General features: G+C 64.4%; 19 protein-coding genes. 5 read left to right on the top strand and 14 right to left on the bottom strand.

Annotated features, from left to right (window positions below):
* Positions 1-267: 267 nt before the first annotated feature.
* The 4 genes from ACQR10_RS29280 to ACQR10_RS29265 all read right to left on the bottom strand — a co-directional run bounded on the left by ACQR10_RS29280 (position 268) and on the right by ACQR10_RS29265 (position 5,073).
* Entirely contained in the window at positions 268-2,373 is a 2,106-nt protein-coding gene (locus ACQR10_RS29280; RefSeq protein ID WP_316216400.1) for an acetate--CoA ligase family protein, read from the bottom strand.
* A gap of 12 nt (positions 2,374-2,385) precedes the next feature.
* The gene (locus tag ACQR10_RS29275) at positions 2,386-3,171 is read right to left on the bottom strand and encodes an enoyl-CoA hydratase/isomerase family protein (RefSeq protein ID WP_316216399.1); all 786 of its coding nucleotides are present in this window, start codon (positions 3,169-3,171) and stop codon (positions 2,386-2,388) included.
* 5 nt (positions 3,172-3,176) lie between these two features.
* A complete protein-coding gene (locus ACQR10_RS29270) occupies positions 3,177-4,160 on the bottom strand; it encodes a Bug family tripartite tricarboxylate transporter substrate binding protein (RefSeq protein ID WP_316216398.1) in 984 nt (327 codons plus the stop codon).
* A gap of 127 nt (positions 4,161-4,287) precedes the next feature.
* Positions 4,288-5,073, bottom strand: a complete 786-nt coding sequence (locus ACQR10_RS29265; RefSeq protein WP_316216397.1) for an IclR family transcriptional regulator — start codon at positions 5,071-5,073, stop codon at positions 4,288-4,290.
* A 217-nt stretch (positions 5,074-5,290) separates the two neighbouring features.
* Between ACQR10_RS29265 and ACQR10_RS29260 the strand changes: the two genes are divergently transcribed.
* Entirely contained in the window at positions 5,291-5,716 is a 426-nt protein-coding gene (locus ACQR10_RS29260) for a tripartite tricarboxylate transporter TctB family protein (RefSeq protein ID WP_316216396.1), read from the top strand.
* Between the two features lie 10 nt (positions 5,717-5,726).
* Complete coding sequence (locus ACQR10_RS29255) at positions 5,727-7,277, top strand: tripartite tricarboxylate transporter permease (RefSeq protein ID WP_316216395.1); 1,551 nt, start codon at positions 5,727-5,729, stop codon at positions 7,275-7,277.
* A gap of 20 nt (positions 7,278-7,297) precedes the next feature.
* Here the strand turns inward: ACQR10_RS29255 and ACQR10_RS29250 are convergent, their stop codons facing one another.
* Positions 7,298-8,263 carry a D-2-hydroxyacid dehydrogenase family protein gene (locus tag ACQR10_RS29250; RefSeq protein WP_316216394.1) on the bottom strand — a complete coding sequence of 322 codons (966 nt, stop codon included), beginning with the start codon at positions 8,261-8,263 and terminating at the stop codon, positions 7,298-7,300.
* A gap of 291 nt (positions 8,264-8,554) precedes the next feature.
* On the opposite strand from ACQR10_RS29250, the gene ACQR10_RS29245 reads away from it, so the two are divergent.
* A complete protein-coding gene (locus ACQR10_RS29245; RefSeq protein WP_316216393.1) occupies positions 8,555-10,717 on the top strand; it encodes an exonuclease domain-containing protein in 2,163 nt (720 codons plus the stop codon).
* A gap of 76 nt (positions 10,718-10,793) precedes the next feature.
* Here ACQR10_RS29245 and ACQR10_RS29240 read toward each other — a convergent pair whose 3' ends face one another.
* From ACQR10_RS29240 to ACQR10_RS29200, 9 genes are all read right to left on the bottom strand, one after another.
* Positions 10,794-11,285 (bottom strand): GlcG/HbpS family heme-binding protein, encoded by a 492-nt coding sequence (locus ACQR10_RS29240; RefSeq protein WP_316216392.1) that lies wholly within the window; start codon positions 11,283-11,285, stop codon positions 10,794-10,796.
* The gene (locus tag ACQR10_RS29235) at positions 11,282-12,484 is read right to left on the bottom strand and encodes an amidase (RefSeq protein WP_316216391.1); all 1,203 of its coding nucleotides are present in this window, start codon (positions 12,482-12,484) and stop codon (positions 11,282-11,284) included. The genes ACQR10_RS29240 and ACQR10_RS29235 overlap by 4 nt, the downstream gene beginning before the upstream one ends.
* Positions 12,485-12,559: 75 nt before the next feature.
* Entirely contained in the window at positions 12,560-14,173 is a 1,614-nt protein-coding gene (locus tag ACQR10_RS29230; protein WP_316216390.1) for an ABC transporter substrate-binding protein, read from the bottom strand.
* Positions 14,174-14,220: 47 nt separating this feature from the next.
* Complete coding sequence (locus ACQR10_RS29225; protein WP_316216389.1) at positions 14,221-15,675, bottom strand: amidase; 1,455 nt, start codon at positions 15,673-15,675, stop codon at positions 14,221-14,223.
* Positions 15,665-16,657, bottom strand: a complete 993-nt coding sequence (locus ACQR10_RS29220) for an ABC transporter ATP-binding protein (RefSeq protein WP_316216388.1) — start codon at positions 16,655-16,657, stop codon at positions 15,665-15,667. Before ACQR10_RS29220 ends, ACQR10_RS29225 begins: the two co-directional genes overlap by 11 nt.
* The gene (locus tag ACQR10_RS29215; RefSeq protein ID WP_316216387.1) at positions 16,654-17,616 is read right to left on the bottom strand and encodes an ABC transporter ATP-binding protein; all 963 of its coding nucleotides are present in this window, start codon (positions 17,614-17,616) and stop codon (positions 16,654-16,656) included. Before ACQR10_RS29215 ends, ACQR10_RS29220 begins: the two co-directional genes overlap by 4 nt.
* Positions 17,616-18,467 (bottom strand): ABC transporter permease, encoded by an 852-nt coding sequence (locus ACQR10_RS29210; protein ID WP_316216386.1) that lies wholly within the window; start codon positions 18,465-18,467, stop codon positions 17,616-17,618. Before ACQR10_RS29210 ends, ACQR10_RS29215 begins: the two co-directional genes overlap by 1 nt.
* A gap of 3 nt (positions 18,468-18,470) precedes the next feature.
* The gene (locus ACQR10_RS29205; protein ID WP_316216412.1) at positions 18,471-19,487 is read right to left on the bottom strand and encodes an ABC transporter permease; all 1,017 of its coding nucleotides are present in this window, start codon (positions 19,485-19,487) and stop codon (positions 18,471-18,473) included.
* 333 nt (positions 19,488-19,820) lie between these two features.
* Entirely contained in the window at positions 19,821-20,480 is a 660-nt protein-coding gene (locus ACQR10_RS29200; protein ID WP_316216385.1) for a cupin domain-containing protein, read from the bottom strand.
* Positions 20,481-20,619: 139 nt separating this feature from the next.
* On the opposite strand from ACQR10_RS29200, the gene ACQR10_RS29195 reads away from it, so the two are divergent.
* Together ACQR10_RS29195 and ACQR10_RS29190 are read left to right on the top strand one after the other, a co-directional pair.
* On the top strand, positions 20,620-20,898 hold the full coding sequence (locus ACQR10_RS29195) for an ATP-binding protein (protein ID WP_316216411.1): 279 nt from the start codon (positions 20,620-20,622) through the stop codon (positions 20,896-20,898).
* 34 nt (positions 20,899-20,932) lie between these two features.
* Positions 20,933-21,211 (top strand): hypothetical protein, encoded by a 279-nt coding sequence (locus tag ACQR10_RS29190; RefSeq protein WP_316216384.1) that lies wholly within the window; start codon positions 20,933-20,935, stop codon positions 21,209-21,211.
* Positions 21,212-21,520: the final 309 nt, after the last annotated feature.

The following is a 21,520-nucleotide window of genomic DNA, read 5'->3' as shown; positions in this document are numbered from 1 at the left end:
GTTCAAGCAAAACACGATGCGATGACTTTACCCATTGTCACTGAGATTATCGTGTCTCACTTGAGGGGTGCAGTCCAATCAAGTCACCCGAATTTAGCCGGAGCGTAGCAGGCAAATATCGCGGAGACGCGACCAACGGTACCGACATTGCGCCCTCCCGATCTGCTGACGTCCGCCACCTGCTCGATCAAGCAGATGACCTCGCGGCGGCGTCCCCTTCGTACAGTCAGATCCCAGCATGGGCATAAGGAGCTCTTGTGCGAGAGGTCATCCTTGGGAAGCCGGACCGCTCGTCAGCACGGCCACCGCGTCGGCGGCGCGGACGCCAGCACCTGTCGGGAGAACGAACATCGGATTGATCTCGGCCTCTACGATGCGCCCGTCGAGCGCGATGGCCATCGCGGCGAAATTGACGATGGCGCTGACCAGCGCCTCGACGTCGAGCTTGGCGCGCCCTCGATATCCGTCGAGCAAGGGCCAGCACCGGAGTTCCTGAACCATCTCCAGCGCGAGGTCGTGCGACAGCGAGTGCTCGGAGGACAGCAGCCGGATGACCGTGTCGTTCATGAGCTCGGCCGTGACGCCTCCCATGCCGAGCAGCAGGACCAGACCGAGCGGATCGCGGTGGCAGCCGAGGATCAGTTCCAATCCGCCGCCTTGAACCATTTCCTGCACAATGAAAGCTTCCGGCGCGCGTCCTGCTTTGGCCGTGACGACCTCCCGCATCCGATCGAGAGCATCACCGACCGTCGCGGCGTCGAGCCCGACGGCCACGCCCCCGACATCGCTCTTGTGGGTGATCGTCGACGAGAGAATCTTCAGGACGACGGGGCCACTGAACGCTTGCGCCGCCTCCCGGGCCTCGGACTCATTTGCGACGATCTTCTCGCGCACGACGGGGATGCCGAACCTTGCGAACAGCGCTCTGGCCTTGTGCTCGTCGAGCGAGCCAACCCAGTCGTGGGGAATGTCGACGGCCGGGCGCGGCTGAGGTCCTTCAAGCCGACGGAGGGGGCGTCCAACGGTCCACAGGGCATCGAGAGCAACAGTGACCGCCTCCGGCGTGCTGAAGGTCGGAACGCCCTGCGTGGTCAATCGCGACACGGCTTCAGGCGCATGCGGGCTCACATAGGCCAGCAAGGGCTTCGACCGCACGGACTTCGCATCACGGATGGCGTTGCTGATCAAGTCGGGATTGCGCACGCTCGTCGCTCCGACGATCACCACCAGTGCATCGTAGGCGGGGCTGTCCAGCAGCGTTTCGATACAGCCCTTCAGGATCGCCGGCTGCAGGCCTGCGAGGGTGACATCGATCGGATTGGTCGCGAGTGACGATGGACCATCGGGCATGAGGGCGGCGAGTTGTGCCGCAGTCCTCGCGTCCGGGTCCGGCGCTTCGAAGCTGTTCAGGCCGAAACTGTCGACGAGGAGGGTCCCTGCCCCTCCGGTCGACGTCAGTATCGCGACACGGCGTCCCATCAATGGCGGCTGCGTCGCCAGTGCCGCGGGAATGTCGACGAGGTCGCCGAAGGTCTGCGCTCGGATGATGCCGAGATCGCGGAAGAAGGCATCATAGGTCCGGTCCGTGCCGGCCATCGCGCCGGTGTGCGAGGCGGCAGCGCGGGCGCCGGCTGCCGAGCGGCCGATCTTCAAGGCAACGATTGTCTTGCCCGCCTCTCTGGCCCGGCGCGCCGCGCGGCGGAACTTCCCGGGATGCCGGATGGCCTCGATGTAGAGAGCGATCACGGACGTGTCGGGATCATCGGCCAGATGGTCGACGAAGTCGGCTATTTCGAGATCCGCTTCGTTGCCGGTCGCAATCAGCTTGGAAAGGCCGACACCGTTCGCCGTCAGCCGCGACAGCAACGCACCGAGAATTCCGCCGCTCTGAGAGACCACGCTGACGGAGCCCTTCAACAGCGCGCCAGCCGACAGCGCGCCGCTCGCCGACAGCGGCACGGCGTTCGAGACGTTCACGAGACCAATCGTATTCGGTCCGAGGATGCGCATGCCGCCTGCCGCAGCAAGAAGCTGCTGCTGGCGCTTTCGTCCGTCTTCTCCGCTCTCGCCAAATCCGCCTGCCAGGACGATCGCGTATGTCGTGCCCTTGGCCGCCAGTTCGCGCACCGCCTCCACTGCGTGAGCCGAACCCAGCAGGACCATCGCAACATCAGGTGAGACCGGCAGAGTCTCGATGCTCTTGTAGCACCGAAGACCGTCGATTTCGGCTACGCGCGGGTTGACCGGGAAAATCTCGCCTTCGTACTTCTGCTGCCGCAAGAACCGAATCGGCAGACCGGACGTCTTGGTCGAGTCGGCGGAGGCGCCGACGATGGCAATGCTGCGTGGATTGAACAAAGCGTCCAGGGACATCGGCAGTGCTCGTCAGTTGCTCGACTTGGCGAGGAAGGCGAGGACCGCATCGCGATGCTCGGTGCTGGTATAGCAGATGCCTTGCGCCTGGCTTCCGCTCGCAAAGATGTTGTTGGCCTCGGTCTCGAACGACCGGTTGAGAATGGCCTTTCCGAGCGCGATCGCAGTGCTCGAACCGGCGGAGAGTTCGCGTGCCCAATCTTGCGCATCCTGAAGCAACGTCTCGGCCGAACTCATGCGATCGACGATGCCGAGCTGGACGGCCTCGTCAGCACCGACCTGCCGACCGGTGAAGATCAATTCCTTCGCTTTCGCGAGCCCGACGCGCCGCGGCAGGAAGTACATGCCGCCGCCGTCCGGAATGAGACCGCGCAGGATGTAGGACCACACGAACTTCGCAAAGGGGCTCGCGATGATGAAGTCGCACGCCATCGCCGTGTCCGCGCCGAGCCCCGCCGCCGCCCCGTTCACGGCAGCGATGGTCGGCTTGGGCATGGTGTGGAGCAACATCTGCGTCCGGTGCACCCGCTGCTGACGTGCCCATCCGTTGAATCCGACCTCGCCGGCCGGCGCCTCCATTCGCCGCTTCATGCCGGCGACGTCGCCGCCTGCACAGAACCCCCTGCCGGCCCCCGTGAGCACGAGGGCGCGAACCGATTTGTCTGCAGCGATGTCCTCGAGCACCTCGATCAGCGACGAGCGCATCTCGTCGCTCATGGCATTGCGCTTCTCGGGGCGGTTCAGCGTCACGGTTGCAATGCCGTCGCTGACAGTCTTCAGAACGATATCCGAGCCCATGGTGCCTATTCCGGTTTGATCTTGTTTTCAGTCACGACCTTGCGCCAGCGTTCGGTATCCGCCTTGACGTAGGCGTCGAGTTCGTCGGGGGTGCCGACCCGCAGCAGCAGGCCTTCGTCCTGTGCCCGCTTGAGAAAGTCCGGATCCTGTGCGGCGAACTTGACGGCCTCGAGCAGCTTGTCGATCACGGGCTTCGGCGTCTTCGCGGGCACGTAGAGCCCGTACCAGCTGTCGAACACATATCCGGGCACGGTTTCCTCGACGCTGGGAACGCCCGGCACTTGGGTCTGTCCCTTGGCGCCCGTGACGGCGATCGGCCGCAGGCTCTTGCTCGCGATGAACCCGGACACTGCGGCGCTGCTCGCGAACATCATGTCGACCTGGCCGCCGAGGACGTCCGTCAATGCGGGGCCCGCGCCCTTGTAGGGAATGTGCGTCAGCTCGATATGAGCAAGATTGTTCAGAAGCTCACCCGCCAGATGCGCCGAGGTCCCGATGCCTTGCGAAGCATAGGTGTATTTCCCCGGATTTGCCTTGGCTGCCTTGATGACGTCTTCGACGGTCTTGAACGGGCTGTCCGGCTTGACGACCAGAATGTTCTGGTAGGTGCCGATGAGCGTGACCGGGGCGAACGCCTTGTCCGTATCGTACGGCAGCTTGGCGTGAAGGCTCGGATTGACCGAATGGGCGAGCGTCGCAATCAGGAGCGTATAGCCATCCGGCTGGCTTCGGGCGACGACATCAGAGCCGATGATGGTCCCCGCGCCAGCCCTGTTCTCCACAACGATCGATTGCCCGAGCTTCTCAGCCATCGGCTTCGCCAGGGTTCGCGCGATCAGATCCGTCCCGCCGCCGGGCGAAAAGGGAACGACGACCTTGATCGGTCGATCGGGATACTCGGCCCGGGCAGTCCCCGGAATTGCGCCGACGATTGCCAGACCCAGGCTCGCCAGCATCAAAACTTTACGTCCTACGCGATGATCTGCCATCTAGGGTGTCCTCCGCCACATCCGGCGTAGGCCGCCGGACCTTGTTGCGGAGGAGACTACGATGCGACGGCTCGTCCGGGACGCCCTCAATTCCACCTGTTGGAATTGGGCCGCGCGGGGCGCGCGCTCAGCTCAATTCGGAGGCCGCTGCATGCTCGAGTCGATTCAGGCAGCGGCGCTTCAGATCGAGCAGCCAGGGAGCCAGCCTGTGCGCAGCCTCGGCCAGTGGCTCGACGCTCCCGATGCTCATGTTCATGACGTGCGGCTCACTCGCGCCGTAAGGTAGCGTCGTCGCAACGGCCACGACTCCGGGCTGCCAACCGACCGCGCAATAGCCGAGCTTGTCCAGCTCGGTGAAGGATCTCTCGATCTCGCGAATGAGCCGCTTGTAGGTTTTCGGGCGCCGTCTTGCGATGGCGGCATACTCCCGTTCGCGGGCGGAGGGCTCGAGCGCCCATAGATAGGCGCGCCCCAGCGAGGTGAGTTCGACAGGGATGCGCTGGCCCGACACCACCGTCCGATGTGTCAATCGCGGGTGATAGCGGAACGACTCCAGGTAGACCATCATCTCCTGGTCCGCCGCAGCCAGCCCGACATTGACGCGACGCCGCGATGCTTCGGTCCGCATCAGGGGTGCTACGACGGACAGCATGGGCGAGCTGAGACGCATCGCGTGCGCCAGGCTGAGGACCGCCGGGGCCAACCTGTAGACCCGGCGTCCCGGATCCCTCTGCAGCAGCCCTCCGCTCACCAGCGTCTGCGTCAACCGGCTGACCGTCGCCTTGGCGAGCCCGGTGCGTTCCGCGATCTCGGCGTTGCCGAGATCGGCGACCCCCGGCTTGAACGCCCGCAATATGGCGATGCCGCGCTCCAGCGAGCGGTTCACGCCGTCATAGCTGTGGTCTGCCGCCATTTTCTCGTGTTCCAGCAGATGGAATTCGGGTGCATCTCGACCCTAGCACGACAGCTATTCTTGATGCGAGTGGAGGAAGCCCATCACGTCTGTCCCGCCCGACTCTGAATATCGAGGCCGACCAGACGACTGAGCGCGTGTCCAGGTTCGTCACGAACGTTGGGCTCCCTCCTCATGGGACAATGTGCCGATCTCAAGCGCACGCCCCGGAGGAAACATGACGATCAATCGAGACCTGGCAAAAGGGCTGAGCCTGCTCGCCATAGCCCTGTTCTTCGGCCTGCAGGCGCGTGGCTATTCCCTGGGTACGCTGGGCCGTGCAGGACCTGGCATGTTTCCGCTGGTCGTTTCTGCCCTGCTCTTCCTCGTGGGCCTCGCGATCGTCGTGCGCACCCGCCTCGTCAGCGCCGGCAAACTTGAATTCAAGGCGAGGAACATCGCACTCGTGGCCGCCGGCCTGCTCAGCTTCGTGCTGCTCTCCGAACACGTGAACATGCTGGTCGGCCTTGTCGTCATGGTGCTCGTCACCTCCTACGCGGCCTCCGACTTCAAGCTGTCGCGCGCTCTGGCGCTGAGTGCCGTCCTTGCTTCCGTCGCGCTTGCGATGAAGCTCGGCCTCGGACTGCAGCTCCCGCTCTATTGAGGCGACACTGATGGATATCCTGTCCAATCTCTCCTTCGGCTTCAGCCACGCCCTGACGCTCAACAACCTGCTGTTCTGTGCCGCCGGCTGCACCATCGGCACCCTGGTTGGTCTGCTGCCGGGGCTCGGGCCGCTGGCGACGATCAGCCTGCTGCTGCCGCTGACCTACTCCTTGCCGACCGACGGCGCGCTGATCATGCTGGCCGGAATCTATTACGGTGCCCAGTATGGCGACAATGTCAGCGCCATCACGATGAGGATGCCGCACGCATCCAGCATCATCGCCTGCATCGACGGCTATGAGATGACGCTCAAGGGCAAGACCGGCCTTGCGCTGTTTACGGCGGGCATTTCCAGCTTCATCGGCGGCACGATCGCGACGATCGTCCTGGCGTCGCTCGCGCCGCCCTTGAGCCAGCTGGCGCTGATGTTCGGCCCGACCGAATACTGCGCGCTCGTGCTGCTCGGCTTCCTCTGCGTCAGCCTCGTGACGACCGGGAGCGTTCTCGACGGCCTGTCGATGTGCCTCGTTGGCGTCCTGCTCGGCCTCGTCGGCACCGACGTCAACACCGGCACCCTCCGGTTCACGATGGGTCTTCCGCAACTGTACGACGGAGTCGCGCTCGTCAGCCTGTCGCTCGGCTGCTTCGGCATCGCCGAGATCACCAAGAATCTGGACAAGGACCGGCAGACGTCGCCGTTTCGCGGAGAGATCAAGCTGATACCGAGCTGGACCGAGTTCAAGCGCATCATCCCGAGCGCGCTCCGCGGCAGCGCAGCCGGCTCGCTCCTCGGACTGCTGCCGGGCGGCGGCCCCGTCATTGCGCAATTCGCCGCCTATGCCGTCGACAAGAAGTTCAGCAAGTACCGCGACGAGATCGGCCAGGGCGCGATCGAGGGCGTTGCCGGACAGGCGGCGGCCGACGAAGCGGCCGCACGCACGAGCTTCATTCCGCTGATGAGCATCGGCATTCCCGAGAATGCCGTGATGGCGCTGATGATGGCGGCCTTCATCATCAACGGCATCAAGCCGGGGCCCACCATGATCGCAGACCATCCCGATCTGTTCTGGGGGCTGGTTGCGAGCATGTGGATCGGAAATCTTTTCCTGGTCGTCCTGAACGTTCCGCTGGTCCGCTACTGGCTGACGGTCTTCAAGATTCCCTACAGCGCGCTCTTCCCCTCGATCCTGTTCTTCTGCTGCGTCGGCACCTACAGCGTCAACAACAGCCTGGACGACATCTACACCACGGCATTCTTCGGCGTGCTTGGCACCATCTTCTTCCGGCTCAGCCTCGATCCCGCGCCCTTGATGCTCGGCTTCATCCTTGGACCGATCCTGGAGGAGAATTTCCGGCGCGCGATGCTGCTCAGCCACGGCAGCCTCACGACGTTCGTCGAGCACCCGATCAGCGGCGGCATTCTCGGAATCGTCGCCCTGATCTTCGCCTGGCAGATCGTGTCCGGGCTTGTGGCGCGGCGCCGACCGGACAAGGGGTCAAGCGACGAGCCGCGCGGCACGACGCCATTGGCGCCGACCGCCGAGACCTATCGGGCTTGAGGATCGCACGGGTCCGGAGATCAGGCGCTCAAGACCCGGATCGGCTTGCCGTCGAGCCAGGCAGCGATGTCCTCCACGGCCTGGCTGAAATAGGTCCTGTAGCTGTCGCGCGAGGCATAGCCGAGATGCGGCGTCAGCAAGGTGTTGGGCGCCGACAGGATCGGCGCATCCCGCGGCAACGGCTCGACATCGAACACGTCAAGCGCCGCGCCTGCAATCCGGCCGTCCGTCAGCGCGGCAATCAAAGCGGCCTCGTCGACAAGGCCGGCGCGCGACGTATTGATCAGACAGGCCGACGGCTTCATCCGCGCCAGTTCCGCGGCGCCCACGATGTTGCGGGTCCGCTCGCTCAAGACGACATGCAGGCTGATGAAGTCCGCGCGCCGGAACAACTCGTCCTTTCCGACCAAAGCGGCGCCCCCGGCTGCCGCATCCGTCGGCGTCAAGTTCTGGCTCCAGGCGATGACATCCATGCCGAACGCCCTGCCATATCCCGCCATCTGAGCGCCGAGCCGGCCGAGCCCGAGAATGCCGAGCGTCAAGCCCTTCACGGCATAGCCCATCCGCGTCTGCCACCGTCCCTCGCGAAGCGCGCGGTCCTCCACCACGATATTGCGCGACAGCGCCAGGAGCATTCCGAAGGCCAGCTCGGCCGTCGAGCTGCTGCCGGTATCGGTACCGCAGACCGGGATCCCGCGCGCCGCGCAGGCGGCCACGTCGATGCCCAGATTGCGCATCCCCGCGGTGACGACCAGCTTGAGGTTGGGCAGGCCGGCGACCAGCGAAGCCGGCAACTTGGTCCGCTCTCGGATGAGCATGATCACGTCGAACGGCAGCAATCGCGCCAGCAGCGCGTCCCCCGTCACATTGTCATTGAAGAACGTCGTCGTGGCACGGGGCTCGAGCGAGCTCCAGTCCGCGAGCGAGTGCGCGACATTCTGAAAGTCGTCGAGCACGGCAACGCGGACAGGTGTGACTGCTGGCATGAGATGGGCTCCGTCCCTTCGCGAGGTCATGTCGATCAGGCGATGTTTTCGTTCGAAACGATACCTAGTCCGAGCATCAAGTGGCCAGCATCACGCGAATTCCAGCAGTTGGAACTGGCGGGAGGCGTTCCGACGGGCGCCGATGAGCCTGAGAAAGGCTGCCGCGTCGCCAAGGAAGACGCTCCAGCTTGACAAATCGCGCATTCAGAACAAAAAAGGAACGAGCGACTCCGCCCGGCTCAACGCCGGAACGGTCGTTGACCGAGGCCGCAGGAGATCGGCGCGTACCCCATGAAGCCCACCACATTGCCGGTCTACTATTATCTCGACCATTTCGTCGAAATGCTGGAGTTCGTCGAGAGAACGTATGGCGAGATCCTCACCGACGACGATCGTGCGTTCACCTCGCGCTTTCGTGGCCTCTCCAAAGACGCGCAGTGTCTCTTGATCCGCATGGTCAACCGACGTGGAACGATCTTCAACCGCGCGCTCTTCAAGTACCCGGAGATCACAGATCTCGAGTCCGCCGCTCGAAACCTGATCGCTTGCGGATACGCCCGCGGTCTTCGTGCCGACGATTATTCCGCCTTCCTGCTCTGCCAACCGAAGACCACGCTTCTCGACGGCGCCCGCGCGGCGGGATTCGGCCGCGATATACGCACGTCCTGGTCGAAGCCGGCGCTGGCCGCCTTTTTCATGGCAGCAATTCCGTTCGATGTCGCCGCAAAGCATTGCGGTGCCGCAGGCTTCATCGCTCTCGACAACACGCGGTCCATCGACTTTCTGCTGTATCTCTATTTCGGAAAGACGGCCGACAATCTCAAGAATTTCGCTCTGCGAGATCTCGGCGTGCTGCGCACGAACCAAGAGACGTCGTTCAGCTCCCGCTTCATCGATTCCGATGAGGCACATGCCTGTTTTCACTACAGCCAGGTGCTGGACCGCATCGAGGCTCGTTCCCCCGACATCTACCATTGGGCGGTCACAGCAATCCTGGACGGTCCGCCGCGGACGACCGACTACGCCGCCGATCTCGCGTCTCGCTCGGCGTGTCAGGTCGGACAGTTTTTCGAGAAACAGGGCGAGCTGGATCTTGCGGAGCGCCTCTATCGTTTCGGCCGGTCGGCGGACTGCCGCGAGCGCCTCGTCCGGCTGCTATACGCCAGGGGCGACAAGGACGCCGCCGAGGTTCTGTTGCGGGAGATGATCGACGATCCCGGAAGCGACGATGAGCACCTCTTCGCAATGGACTTCTACGCCCGCAAGTTCGGCAGGCAACGGACGGGCCTCAGCACTGCGTTGCTGCGATCCGGGCGCACGATCGTCGTCGACGATACGCATCGCGGTCATCCGGAAGCAGGCGTCGCCGGCGTGCTGAGACGGCGGGGCGGCGACGTCTATTTCGCCGAGAATACGCTGTGGCTCACGCTGTTCGGGCTGCTGTTCTGGGATGAGCTTTTCGAATCCGGCCAGTTCAACAGCCTGTTCGACTGGCTTCCGCATTGCCTTCGCGACCGAACCTTCCATCGGCGTTTCGCCGCGCAGATCGATGCGAAGCTCGCGCAGGTCGAAGCCGGGCATGGGCTTCCGATCATCCTGCGCACGGTCGCCTGCAAATGGGGCCGGTCCAACGGACTGTTCGCCTGGGAGCACGTGCAGATGGACGCGCTGCGCGCCTTGCTCGCATACGCCAATGCAAACGGTTTGGCTGCGATTCTTCGGACGATGTGCGAGGACTTCCGCGGCATGCGGGACGGCTTTCCCGACCTGATGCAGGTGCACGACGGTAGAGTGTCTTTCGTCGAGGTCAAGGCCGAGGGTGACGCCATACGCCGCAATCAATTGACCCGTCTGCGCCAGCTCGAGCAGGCCGGCATACCGGCCGAGATCGGCCGCGTGGATTACCGCTTCGACTCGGAGCAAGACTACGTCGTCGTCGACATCGAGACTACGGGCTCCTGGTCATCGGGCGATCGCATCACCGAGATCGGAGCGGTGAAGGTCCGCAACCATCAACTGACCGAGGAGTGGCACGCGCTGATCAACCCGCAGCGGCCGATCCCCGCGAAGATCGTCGAACTGACCGGGATCACGAACCAGATGGTTCGGGATGCGCCCGTGTTTCACGAAGTCGCCGATCGCTTCATGGCGTTCATGGGGGATGGCATCTTCGTGGCCCATAATGTGAACTTCGACTACGGGTTCCTATCGAGCGAGTATGAACGGCTCGGACGGCGCTTCCGCTTCCCGAAGCTGTGTACCTGCGTCGGAATGCGGCGCCGATATCCCGGGCACAAATCATATGGGCTGGGAAAGCTGTGCGCGATCTACGGCATCGAGCTGGAAGACCACCATCGAGCGCTCTGCGACGCTCGGGCGGCAGCCCAGCTGTTGAATCTCATCAACACGAAGCGCGTCGCAGACGCGGAGACAGACGCGGCGCAAGCGGCCTAGTCGCGCGGAGTACGCCGATAAGTGAAGCTTCGTCCAACGGTCGCCGACGACCGCACGGATCACCGGCCTGCCGAGGTCAGACCTGCGCCTGGAGCGTCGTGCCCCTGATGATCCCCGTATCTTCCGCGCCCATCGGCTCGAAGTCGGTGTACATGTCGGCGCCGGGGATGGCGGCTGCGCCGGCGCGGGCGACGGCGAGATCCTGCGCGCCGGTCCCGGAACCGGCGGCCACGGAGCCGAGGATGAAGCCGTCGACGCGGATCGGCAGGCCGCCGATCAGATTGGTCCAGCGGCTTTCATGCGCCAAGGTGACTTGAATTTCCACGTCCGCATGCGCGCCGCCGGTCGGCGAACCCGACAGCGCCGACGTGCGCGCCTTGTTGATGGACGATGTCACACTCAGTCCCTTCGACCCGTCCATGCGCCCGAACGCAAGCAGGTTGCCGCCGGTATCGACCACGGCGATGCACATCGGCTGGCCGATGCGGTCGGCCTCGGTGATCGCTGCGTTCAGCACCTTGAGGCCGCCTGCAAGCGTCAGGGTACGCGTGTCCTTGACGTCGGTCATGACAGCTCCTCGAACAGGCCAAGTGAGAACTCTCTTGCAAGCGTCTGCGCCACGGCGAGCAGCGACGCATCGCCGCCGCGCCAGCCGATCAAGGACAGCCCGACAGGGACCGGACCGGACGTCGCAACGGGAAGGTTCACCTGCGGAAGCCCCGTCAACCCGGCAATGCACGTCAAGTCGACGATCCGATGCACGGCCGCGCGCATCTCCGACAGACGGACATCGCGAGCGATCGGCAGAATGGGCGAGGTCGGCAGACACAGCATGCGCCGGCCATCCAAGAGATCGTCAAGCCGCTTCGAAGCTGCAGCACGGAATGCATTGGCGGCTGCGAGATCATGCGGCTCGATACGGCCATCATCGGCAAAGGCGCCGGCCACCTCCAAGGAAAAGCGCGGATTGACCCGATCGATCCAATCGCGAAACGTCGCGTGAAATTCGCTCTTCTGCAGGACGCGCTGCTGGCGCCCCCACTCGAGAAGATCGCCGTCCGCCAGCGCCGACACCGTCGCTGGTGCGACGCCGCGAAGCCGCGCGACGACCGGCTGCAAGACAGCCCTGACCGGCTCGTCAGCCAGCGCAAAGCAATCGGACGCAATCACGATGTCCGGCTGCAGCCCATCCGCAATCGGCTCGCCGAGCAGCACGCTACCGACGCGGCCAAACGTCAGCGCATCTCTCGTGAAATAGCCGACGGTGTCGAACGACGGCGCCTGGGTCATCAGGCCTGCGACGGAGATGCGGCCGTGGGTGGGACGCAGGCCATAGATCCCGCAGAAGCTCGCGGGCGTGCGCACGGAGCCGCCGGAGTCGGTGCCCAACGCCGCGTCGACCAGTCCACCAGCCACGGCAGAGGCAGAGCCGCTCGACGAGCCGCCAGGGACACGATCCGGCGCACGCGGATTGAGCGGCGTTCCGTAGAACTTGTTGATGCCGAGCAGCCCGAGCGAAATCTCATCGGTGATGGTCTTGCCGGCCAGCGTCGCGCCGGCGCTCCGCAGCGCATCGACGGCCCAGGCATCCGTTTCCGGCGTGTCATGACTGGCGGCCCAGTCCGGATTGCCGCAGCCGGTCACGTCGCCGGCGATATCGAACAAATCCTTGACCGCGAAACTCAGGCCCGACAACCGGCCGGACCGATGCGGCGAACGGCGGATGATCGTGCCCGGAAGGAAGGCTCCGAGTGTGTCCTGCACCATGGTTCTCCCGATCACTCGCAAGGAGCATCCTGAAAGGCTGACAGGCGCGCTCGGGTGAGCGCGCCTGTCATGCAGTCACTCCTTGTAGAGCTTGCGGAAGTCCGGATGGGTGTGGAACCAGTACTCGAAGCCCTTGACGTTCTTCTGCATCGCATAGTCCGCAAAGCGGGTGTAGAGCGGGATGCGCGGGAGGTCGGTCATGACGATGTCGACCATCTTGTTCAGGCTGGTCTTGTAGATCTCCGGATCCCGCGTAAAGCGGGCCTCGTCGATGACCTTGTCGAGGTCGGGATTGACGTAGTTGGCGGTGTTGAACACCGAATTGTTGCCACCATGGAAGGTCCAGAAGAAGAAGTAGTCGGGATAGTCGAGCCAGCCGTAGAACTCGGCGATGACCATCGGCATCGTCTTGCTGGCCATCTGGGCAAACCAGTTTGAGCCCGGCACCTTCTCGATCGTCAGCTCGACACCGATGTTCTTGAGCGCTTCCTGGATCAGGATCGCGGTCGGTTCACGCACCGTAGACTCGCTGAGATCGATCGACAGCGTGGTCTTGAAGCCGTTCGGGAATCCGGCCTCGGTGAGCAGCTGCTTGGCCTTCGCGAGGTCCTGGCCATGCTTGATCGGCACCGGCCAGGTCGCATCTGGATAGGGCTTGTCCGGATCGCCGCCGAACATCGGCTTGGCGCGGTTGTAGAGCGCGGAGCTGACGATTTCCTTGTAGGGAATGGCGTAGGAGATCGCTTCACGCACCTTCGGATTGTCGAACGGGGCGATCTTCACGTTCATGTCGACGAAGACAAGGTCGTTCTGCACCGGCACGCCGATGATCGTGACCTTGCCCTGCTCCGCCAGCTCAGCGTAGTCCTTCGGCGGCAGGCCGACCGACATGTCGACGTCGCCCTTCTCAAGGAGCGCGCGGCGCGTGCCCGCGGAGGCGATCTGCCGGTAGACGACGCGCTTGAGCTTGGGCAGCGGTCCGGACTTCCAGGCGTCGAACCGCGTGAACACGGTCTGCTGGCCCGGCGTCCATGACTCGACCTTGTAGGCGCCGCCGCCGCAATCGTTGCGGGACACCCAGTCGAACACCCACGGGTCCTGCGCCGTGGCGTGCTTTTTGGCGAGCTCCGAGTTGATGATGACCGGCACGGGAACGACGAGATCCGGCATGGTCAGCTTGTTGAACTGATCGAACGTGGCCTTGAAGGTGTGATCGTCGACCACCGAGAACTGTTCGGGCTTGACCAGCGAACCCGCGGCCATCTGCACCGCCGGAAAGCCGCCGGCGGCGATGGCCCGGTCGAACGACCATTTGACGTCCTTGGCGGTGACCGGCGTGCCGTCGTGGAACGTTGCGTCCTTGCGCAGATGGAAGATGTAGGTCTTGCCGTCCTCGCTCGCTTCCCAGCTCTCGGCGAGCTCCGGCGTCATGATCTTGGCGTCGTAGGACACCGTGCCGTCCGCCAGCGTCTTCTCGCCATGGCTAACCAGGCGGTCATACGCCTGCCACACCACCATGCGGCTGTGATCGTTGGCGGTCGGCACCATCGTGTCGAGGCCGTTCGGGCCCATCTCCGACACGATCACCAGGGTGTCCTTGGCGATCTCGGCCGCGCGCGCAACGGCGCCGGGCAGCACAGCGGACGCTGTGAGCAACGCCGCTGCAACGAGACTGCGATAGAGCTTCATATCGTGCGTCCTTTCTGGATGTTTCAGGTGGGTGGTTCGAGGCGGTGTCAGAGGCCGAGCTCGCTCAGCAGCTTCGGCCATTTGTGCGCCCACGGGCGCGCCTGCTCGAAGGCGCCGGAGGCGGCGAGCACGGTCCGATCAGCCAGATGGCGGCCGATGATCTGCATGCCGACGGGGAGACCCGTGTTGGTGAAGCCCGCTGGAATGGTCGCGGCGGGCTGGCCGGTCAGATTGCAGATGAAGGTGAAGCAGAGCCAGTCGCCGGTCGTGACCATCTTGTCTTCGATGATCTCGGGCCCCTGCATGTAGAGCGGGAAGGCCGGCACCGCGAGCGTCGGCGTGATCAGGAGATCGTAGTTGGCCATGAACCGCCACATGCGGTTGCAGACCATCTGGCGGATCATCTTGGCATCCGTGAATTCCTCCGCCGTCCACTGCCGCTGCAACATCGCGACGAGATGCGGCGACATTTCCTTCTCGCGCCCCTTCATCATCCGGCGCATCCCGGTGAGATCGGTGTCGCCGGCGACGATGGTCCAGAAATGTGGGAACGGATCGTCCCAGCCCGGATTGGCGCGCTCGACCGTGCAGCCGAGGTCGGTCTCGAACACGCGGACCGCTTCGGAAACGACACGCCGGACTTCCGGATCCACCGGCGCATAGCCCCAGTCTTCGCTGTAGGCGATGCGGAGACCCTTGATACTCTCCTTCGTCGCATCGATGTAGTCGAAATCGGCTGATGGAATGGAGTAGCGATCGCGTGGATCGGGTCCCGTGATCACCTTGAGCATCAATGCGGAGTCGGCCACGGTGCGGCTCATGGGACCGACATGTTCGAGCGACTCCCAGCTCGATACGCCGGGATAACGCTCGTCGCGGCAGCCCGGATACAGCGGCACGCGGCCCATGGAAGCCTTGATGCCGTAGAGGCCGCACAGCGCCGAGGGAATGCGGATCGAGCCGCCGCCGTCGGAGCCGATCGCAAACGGCGCGACGCCTGAGGCAACCGATGCACCCGAGCCGGCGCTCGATCCACCCGACGTCATGTAGAGATTCCACGGATTGCGCGTCGCCGGAAACACCGGATTGTGGCCGACGCCGCTGTAGCCGAACTCCGGCACGTTGGTCTTGCCAATGATGACGGCGCCGGCTGCCTTGAGGCGTTCGACAACGATGTCATCCTCGTCGGGCACGAAATCGCGGTAGAGCGGCGACCCCATGACAGTGAGGATGTCCTTGGTCGCGACCAGATCCTTGATGCCGATCGGTACGCCCGCGAGGAGGCCGGGATCTTCGCCCGCCGCGATCTTGGCGTCGACGGCGGCAGCCGCCGCGCGCGCAACGTCGGGGGTCGGCGTGCAGAAGGCATGGATGTGCGGCTCGAGCTTGTCCATGCGGCGCAGGACCGCCTCGGTGACCTCCGTGGCCGAGAGCGTCTTGTCCTTGACCTTCGCCGCAACGGTGACGGCGTCCATACGGCAGATTTCGTTGTCAGCGCTCATCGTTTCCTCCAGCGGGTGAAACAGCGAAGTGGCAGGCGGCGAAATGATCCGGCCCTGTCGCGCGCAGCGGCGGCATCGCCTTCGCACAGATGTCGGCTGCTTTCGGACAACGTCCGTAGAAGCGGCAGACATTGGGATCGGGATTGATCGGGCTGGCCGGGCTGCCATCGAGCCGCGGCCACGCTTCACCGCGTCGCGCGGGATCCGGGATCGCGGCGACCAGCGCCTGCGTGTAGGGATGGCGTGGCGCGGTGAACAGCGCCTCCGCCGGCGCGATCTCGACGATCTTGCCGAGATACATCACGACCACGCGCGAGCACAGCAGCCTGACAACGTTGAGATCGTGCGACACGAACAGGTAGCTCATCGACAGCCGCGCGCGCAGGTCCGCGAGCAGCCGCAGGATCACGGCCTGTACCGACACGTCGAGCGCCGAGGTCGGCTCGTCCAGGATCAGCAGCGACGGCTCGACGGCGACCGCGCGCGCGATGCCAACACGCGCGCGCTGGCCGCCCGACAGCTGGTGCGGATAGCGCTGCAGCAGCTCATCCGGCAGCCCGACCAGGGCGGCGGTCGCGTGAACGCGACGCGCGATCTCGGCGCTATCGTTGATGCCGAGCAGCCGCTTTAGCGGATCGGCGACCGCCTGGAACACGCGGAAGGATGGATTGAGGCTCTCGGTCGCATCCTGGAACACGACCTGGATGCGCCGCCGGTTCGGCGACGCCGCGAATTTCGTCTGCGTGATCGCGGTGAGATCCTCACCGTCCATCAGCACGTGGCCTGCGGTGGGATCGATCAGACGGCCGAGCAGGCGCACCATCGTCGACTTGCCGCAGCCGGATTCACCGACGAGGCCGACGCTTTCTCCGGCTGAGATCACCAGGCTGACGTCGTCGACGGCATGGAGCATCGCCCCCTTCCCCGCCCGCTTGATCGGGTACAGCTTGGACAGCGAGGCGACCTCGAGCAGCGGCGTCATGACAGCGGAAACCGGCAACGCACGAGATGCTGGGGCGACAGCTTGGTCCACGGCAGTTCCGCCTCGTCGCAGATCGGTTGCTTCAGCTCGCAGCGTCCGCTGAAGCGGCACGGCGGCAGCGCGCCGCGCAGATCGGGCAGATGGCCGGGAATGGCATTGAGGTCGTCGAGGCGCGACTCCGGCACGGGCGTCGCCGCCAGCAGCCGGCGCGTATAGGGATGCGCAGGACGCTCCAGCAGTTCTTCCGTGGGGGCGATCTCGACGATGTGGCCGGCATGCATAACAGCGATCCGGTCGCAATATTCACCGGCGAGGCCGAGGTCGTGGGTGATCAGCAAGGTCGACATCTGTGTCGCGCGGCTCATCTCGCGGATCAGGTCCATGATCACGGCCTGGGTCGTGACGTCGAGTCCCGTCGTCGGCTCGTCCGCGATCAGCACCGAGGGCGTGCAGGCCAGCGCCATCGCGATCATCACGCGCTGGCACATGCCGCCGGACAGCTCGAACGGATAGGCCTCCGCGCGGCGTTCGGGATCGGGAATGCGCACCCGCGCGAGCGCTGAGATCGCCGCCTGCTTCAGCTCACGCCGCGGCAGCGCCGCATGCTCCTGCAGGACGTCCTCGATCTGCTTGCCGACCTTGCGGATCGGATTGAGCGCGGTGCGCGGGCTCTGGAAGATCATCGCCATCTCGCGTCCACGCAGCTCGCGCATTGCTTCCGGGCGTGCCGCCAAGAGATCGATGCCGCCCATCGTGATCGCGCCCTTGGTGATGCGTGCGGCGGCATCGTTGAGGCCCATCACGGTGTAGGCGGTGACGGATTTGCCGGAGCCGCTTTCACCGACCACGCCGACGATCTCGCCGCGCGACACCGACAGGCTGACGGCATCCAGCGCCCGCACCACGCCATGACGCGTGCGGAATTCCACCGAGAGGTTGTCGATCTCGAGCTGCGCCATCACACGCGCTTTCTCGGATCGAGCAGATCGCGCAGCCCGTCACCCAGCATGTTGAAGGAGAACACCGCGAGCACGAGCGCGGCGCCCGGGAACATGAAGGCCCACCATTCGCCGGAAATGATGTAGCTCGCGCCTTCCGACACCATGATGCCCCATTCGGGCGTCGGCGGCCGGACCCCGAGCCCGATGAAGGACAGGCCGGCGGCATTGAGGATCGCCCAGCCCATGTTCAGCGAGGCCTGCACCATCATCGGCGGCAGGATGTTCGGGACGATGTGATTGATCAGGACGCGCAGCGGCCCGTTGCCACCCATCCGTGCCGCCTCGACATAGCCAAGCTCGCGCCGCACGTTCACCTCCGCGCGGGCGAAGCGGCAGTAGAACGGCAGGTTGATGATCATGGTGGCGATGATGATGTTGGCGACGCTGTTGCCCAGCGCCACCACGATGCCCATCGCGAGCACGAACAGCGGGAACGCCATGATGGTGTCCATCGCCCGGCCGATGATGCGATCGGTCCAGCCGCCGAAATAGCCGGCGAGCGCGCCGAGCGCGAGGCCGACCACGAAGGACAGCGCCACCGCCGACACCGCCATGCCGAGATCGAGCCGCGTCGCGACGATGACCCGGCTCAGGATGTCGCGTCCGAGCGCATCGGTGCCGAACGGATGCATGAGGCTCGGGTGCGCGAGCTTGGTCGTCGCCGAGGTGAGCAGAGGATCGTACGGCGCGATCGACGGACCGAACATCGCGCATAGCGTCAGCAGCGCCAGAATGATCGCGGCGACCAGCGTCAGGCGGTTTTCGCCGAACGCATAGCCGGTGTTGCGGGCGAGCGTGACGAGACTCATCGCTCAGCCCTCGAACCTGACGCGGGGATCGACCAGCGTCGCGAACACGTCGACCGCGAGATTGAGCAGCACGTAGAGCACGGCCATCATCAGCACGAAGCCCTGCACTGCCGCGTAGTCGGAGGCAATGACCGCTGCCACCGCATAAGCACCGACGCCCTGCCAGCCGAACACCTGCTCGATCAGCACGTTGGAGCCGATCAGGAAGGAGAACACCATGCCGAGCACGCTCGAGACCGGCAGCAGCACGTTGCGGAAGGCGTAGGCCATCAGGATCTTGCGCACCGGCAGGCCGCTGGCGCGCGCCGTGCGGATGAAATCGCTGCTCAACGCCTCCAGCATCGCGGCCCGCGTGATCCGCGCGATCGGCGCCAGCGCGAACAGGCCGAGCGAGATCGCCGGCAGGATCAGTTGCGCCAAGGCCGCCCGCAACACCGGCCAGTCGCCGGCGATGACGGCGTCGATCGTGTAGGCCCCGGTGACGCGGGGCGGCGGCGAGAAGGCGATCTCGTCGAGCCGGCCGAGCGGCTGCGGCGCCCAGCCGAGCAGGAAGTAGAAGATGTAGACGAACAGCAGGCCGACGAAGAAGGTCGGAAACGCGGCGCTCACGGTGACCAGCGCGCGACAGGCATGATCGACGCCGCCGTCGAGACGCGTCGCTGCCCAGACTCCCATCGGGATGGCGATGCCGATCGCAAACAGCAGCGCGAAGGACGACAGTTCCAGCGATGCGGGCAACCGCTCGAGCAGATCGGTCAGCACCGGCTGTCCGGTCGTCAGCGACCGGCCGAGATTGCCGTGCGCGAGGTCGACGATGTAGCTCACGAACTGCACCGGCAGCGGACGATCGAGGCCCAGCGTGGCACGGATGCTGGCGATGGACGCGGCATTCGCCGCAGGCCCGGCGAAGAACGCGGCGGGATCTCCCGGCAGCGCGCGCGAAATGAAGAATGTGAGAACGACGACGCCCACCAGGCTCGGGATGGTGCCAAGCAGTCGCTTCCAAACGAAAGCCATCAGCGGTTCGCCTGCCATCATTCGCTGCGGCGACGGCTTGCGCCGGACGCCTCAGCGGGTGAGGCCCCATCGACAGTCGGACGCAGCCGGGGGCAATCGGCATGCATCACAGTCATGTCGAGGATTAAGCAAGCGCTATGCCATCATCGCCACAGAGCCCTTGAAATGCAGGGATATGCGGAACTGCTGTGATTTGACCTCCGCGCGGCTCTGCCGTGAGGTTGCGAACGCAGAGGTTCCAAAGCCCTCTGCATCCGTTCTCGCCACATGCATGAAATTCATGCAATGACGCAGAGCAGATCCAAGGCCCCACCCCGCCCCGTGACGAACCGGCCTCTAGTGAACTTGCGGAGTATTGACCCAGACGATGCGCGCCTCGTCGGGTCCGACGTTGCGATAGCTGTTGGTCAGATAGGCCTTGAAGAAGAAGGAGTCGCCGGCGGTCATCAGATATGTGGTGTCGTCGATGGTGAGCTCGATCGTTCCGGACACGAGATAGCCGACCGCCTCGCCCTGGTGGGTAATGAGATCGACCTTCTCGCCACCAGGCGCCACGACGTGAATGTTCGCCTCGAGCAAATTCCCTGCAGCGACTGGGACCAGACGCTCGTAGACCACACCCTTGCCGCCGCGCAGCGCATCGACAGGCACCTTCATCCGGTCTTCAGGTTTCTGCACCAGCTTGTAGTCGTCCACCCTCAGGCCGAAGAACGAGGCCATGTCGCGGTCGAGCGCGTGGACCATCTTGTCCAGCATCGGCAGCGACGGCATCACTTTGCCGGCCTCGATCTTGGAGATCATGCTTTCATCGCAACCGACGACCTGCGCCAGGTCGCGCATCCGCATCCCCTTGGCCAGCCGGGCCCGCCGCAGACGCGGACCGATATTCAATGTGCTTTCCGGGTTCACGGGGCGGGTTCCAGCGGTTTCAGATAGCCACATATGCATAATAATCACGTGATTTACCAGGATGTTATGCATCAGACGCGGCGTCACGGCCCTCCGACGGTCCGGTCTTTCAAGAGGTGGGTTGCAGTCGCAAGACGCCGAATGGCGGCCGGCAGCACATTTGCGCCTGGTCCGCAAAGCTCACCTGTCTCCACGATTCAAACAGCAGGCATGGCTCGGCTAGGCGATCCTGGCCGGCTACACGGTGCAGTTCACTACGGCGACGACGCTGGTCGAAGGGCCCGCCAAGGCGCACAGCGAGCGGCGCCTGGACGAGAAGCTGCTGGCGCTGTCGAAGCCGAAGCTGCTGACCGTCGACGAGCTCGGCTGCCTGCTTACGCGAAGAACTACTGCGGCCAGAAAAACAACGCGTGCGGCGCCTTCTACGACCAGCCGGAAAAACGGATTGCGCCCACTTCATCGCGCATTGTCTGAACGCCGGCGGAATCACCCTCAAGCCCAATAATCCTGCCAATACGACATGCCCGGCGGAGCTCTCGATGCGGAATACCGAACTGGTGCCTGCTCTGAAAAAATTGGCGGCGGATTGCGATAACGTAAGCGAGTTGGGAATGGTGGACGCGATCATTGGAGACATCGGATTTCTCAGCAACCTCCTGCGACCTTCGCATGCCTTTATGGTCTGCGAGCCGGTCGATCTGCGTGACCCGCTCAAACCTGCCAAGGTCTGGGCCCATACGACGAACAAATGCTGCGAAGATACGGGAGCGGAGATCAGGCAGTGGTTTGCCACCATGTTCAGGATTACCGATGCATAGGTGGACGACGAGGCCAGTCTGAACCGGGCCCGATATTCATACCGGCTCCCAAGGTTGAAAGTCATCGCGGCCCGCAGGCAATTGCCTACCGCCGGCATGCTCGACCGCGACGAGATACACGAGTGGAGAACCCGCATCGCGCGAACGATCTGCCCGCGTCATCCTCAAGGGCTGGCTACAAGATCTTCAAACCAGTCCGGACACTCGATCGGTCGACGCAGCGGCGCCGCCGCAATCAAGGTCGTCCGAGCCGGAATGAATCGCCGGCCTGCAGTCCCAGCGACCGTGACGGCTAAATTTATGAGACGT

It is taken from the genome of Bradyrhizobium sp. HKCCYLRH2060 (genome assembly GCF_051168135.1).
Lineage (GTDB): Bacteria > Pseudomonadota > Alphaproteobacteria > Rhizobiales > Xanthobacteraceae > Bradyrhizobium.
This window is presented reverse-complemented; position numbering and strand designations above follow the sequence as displayed.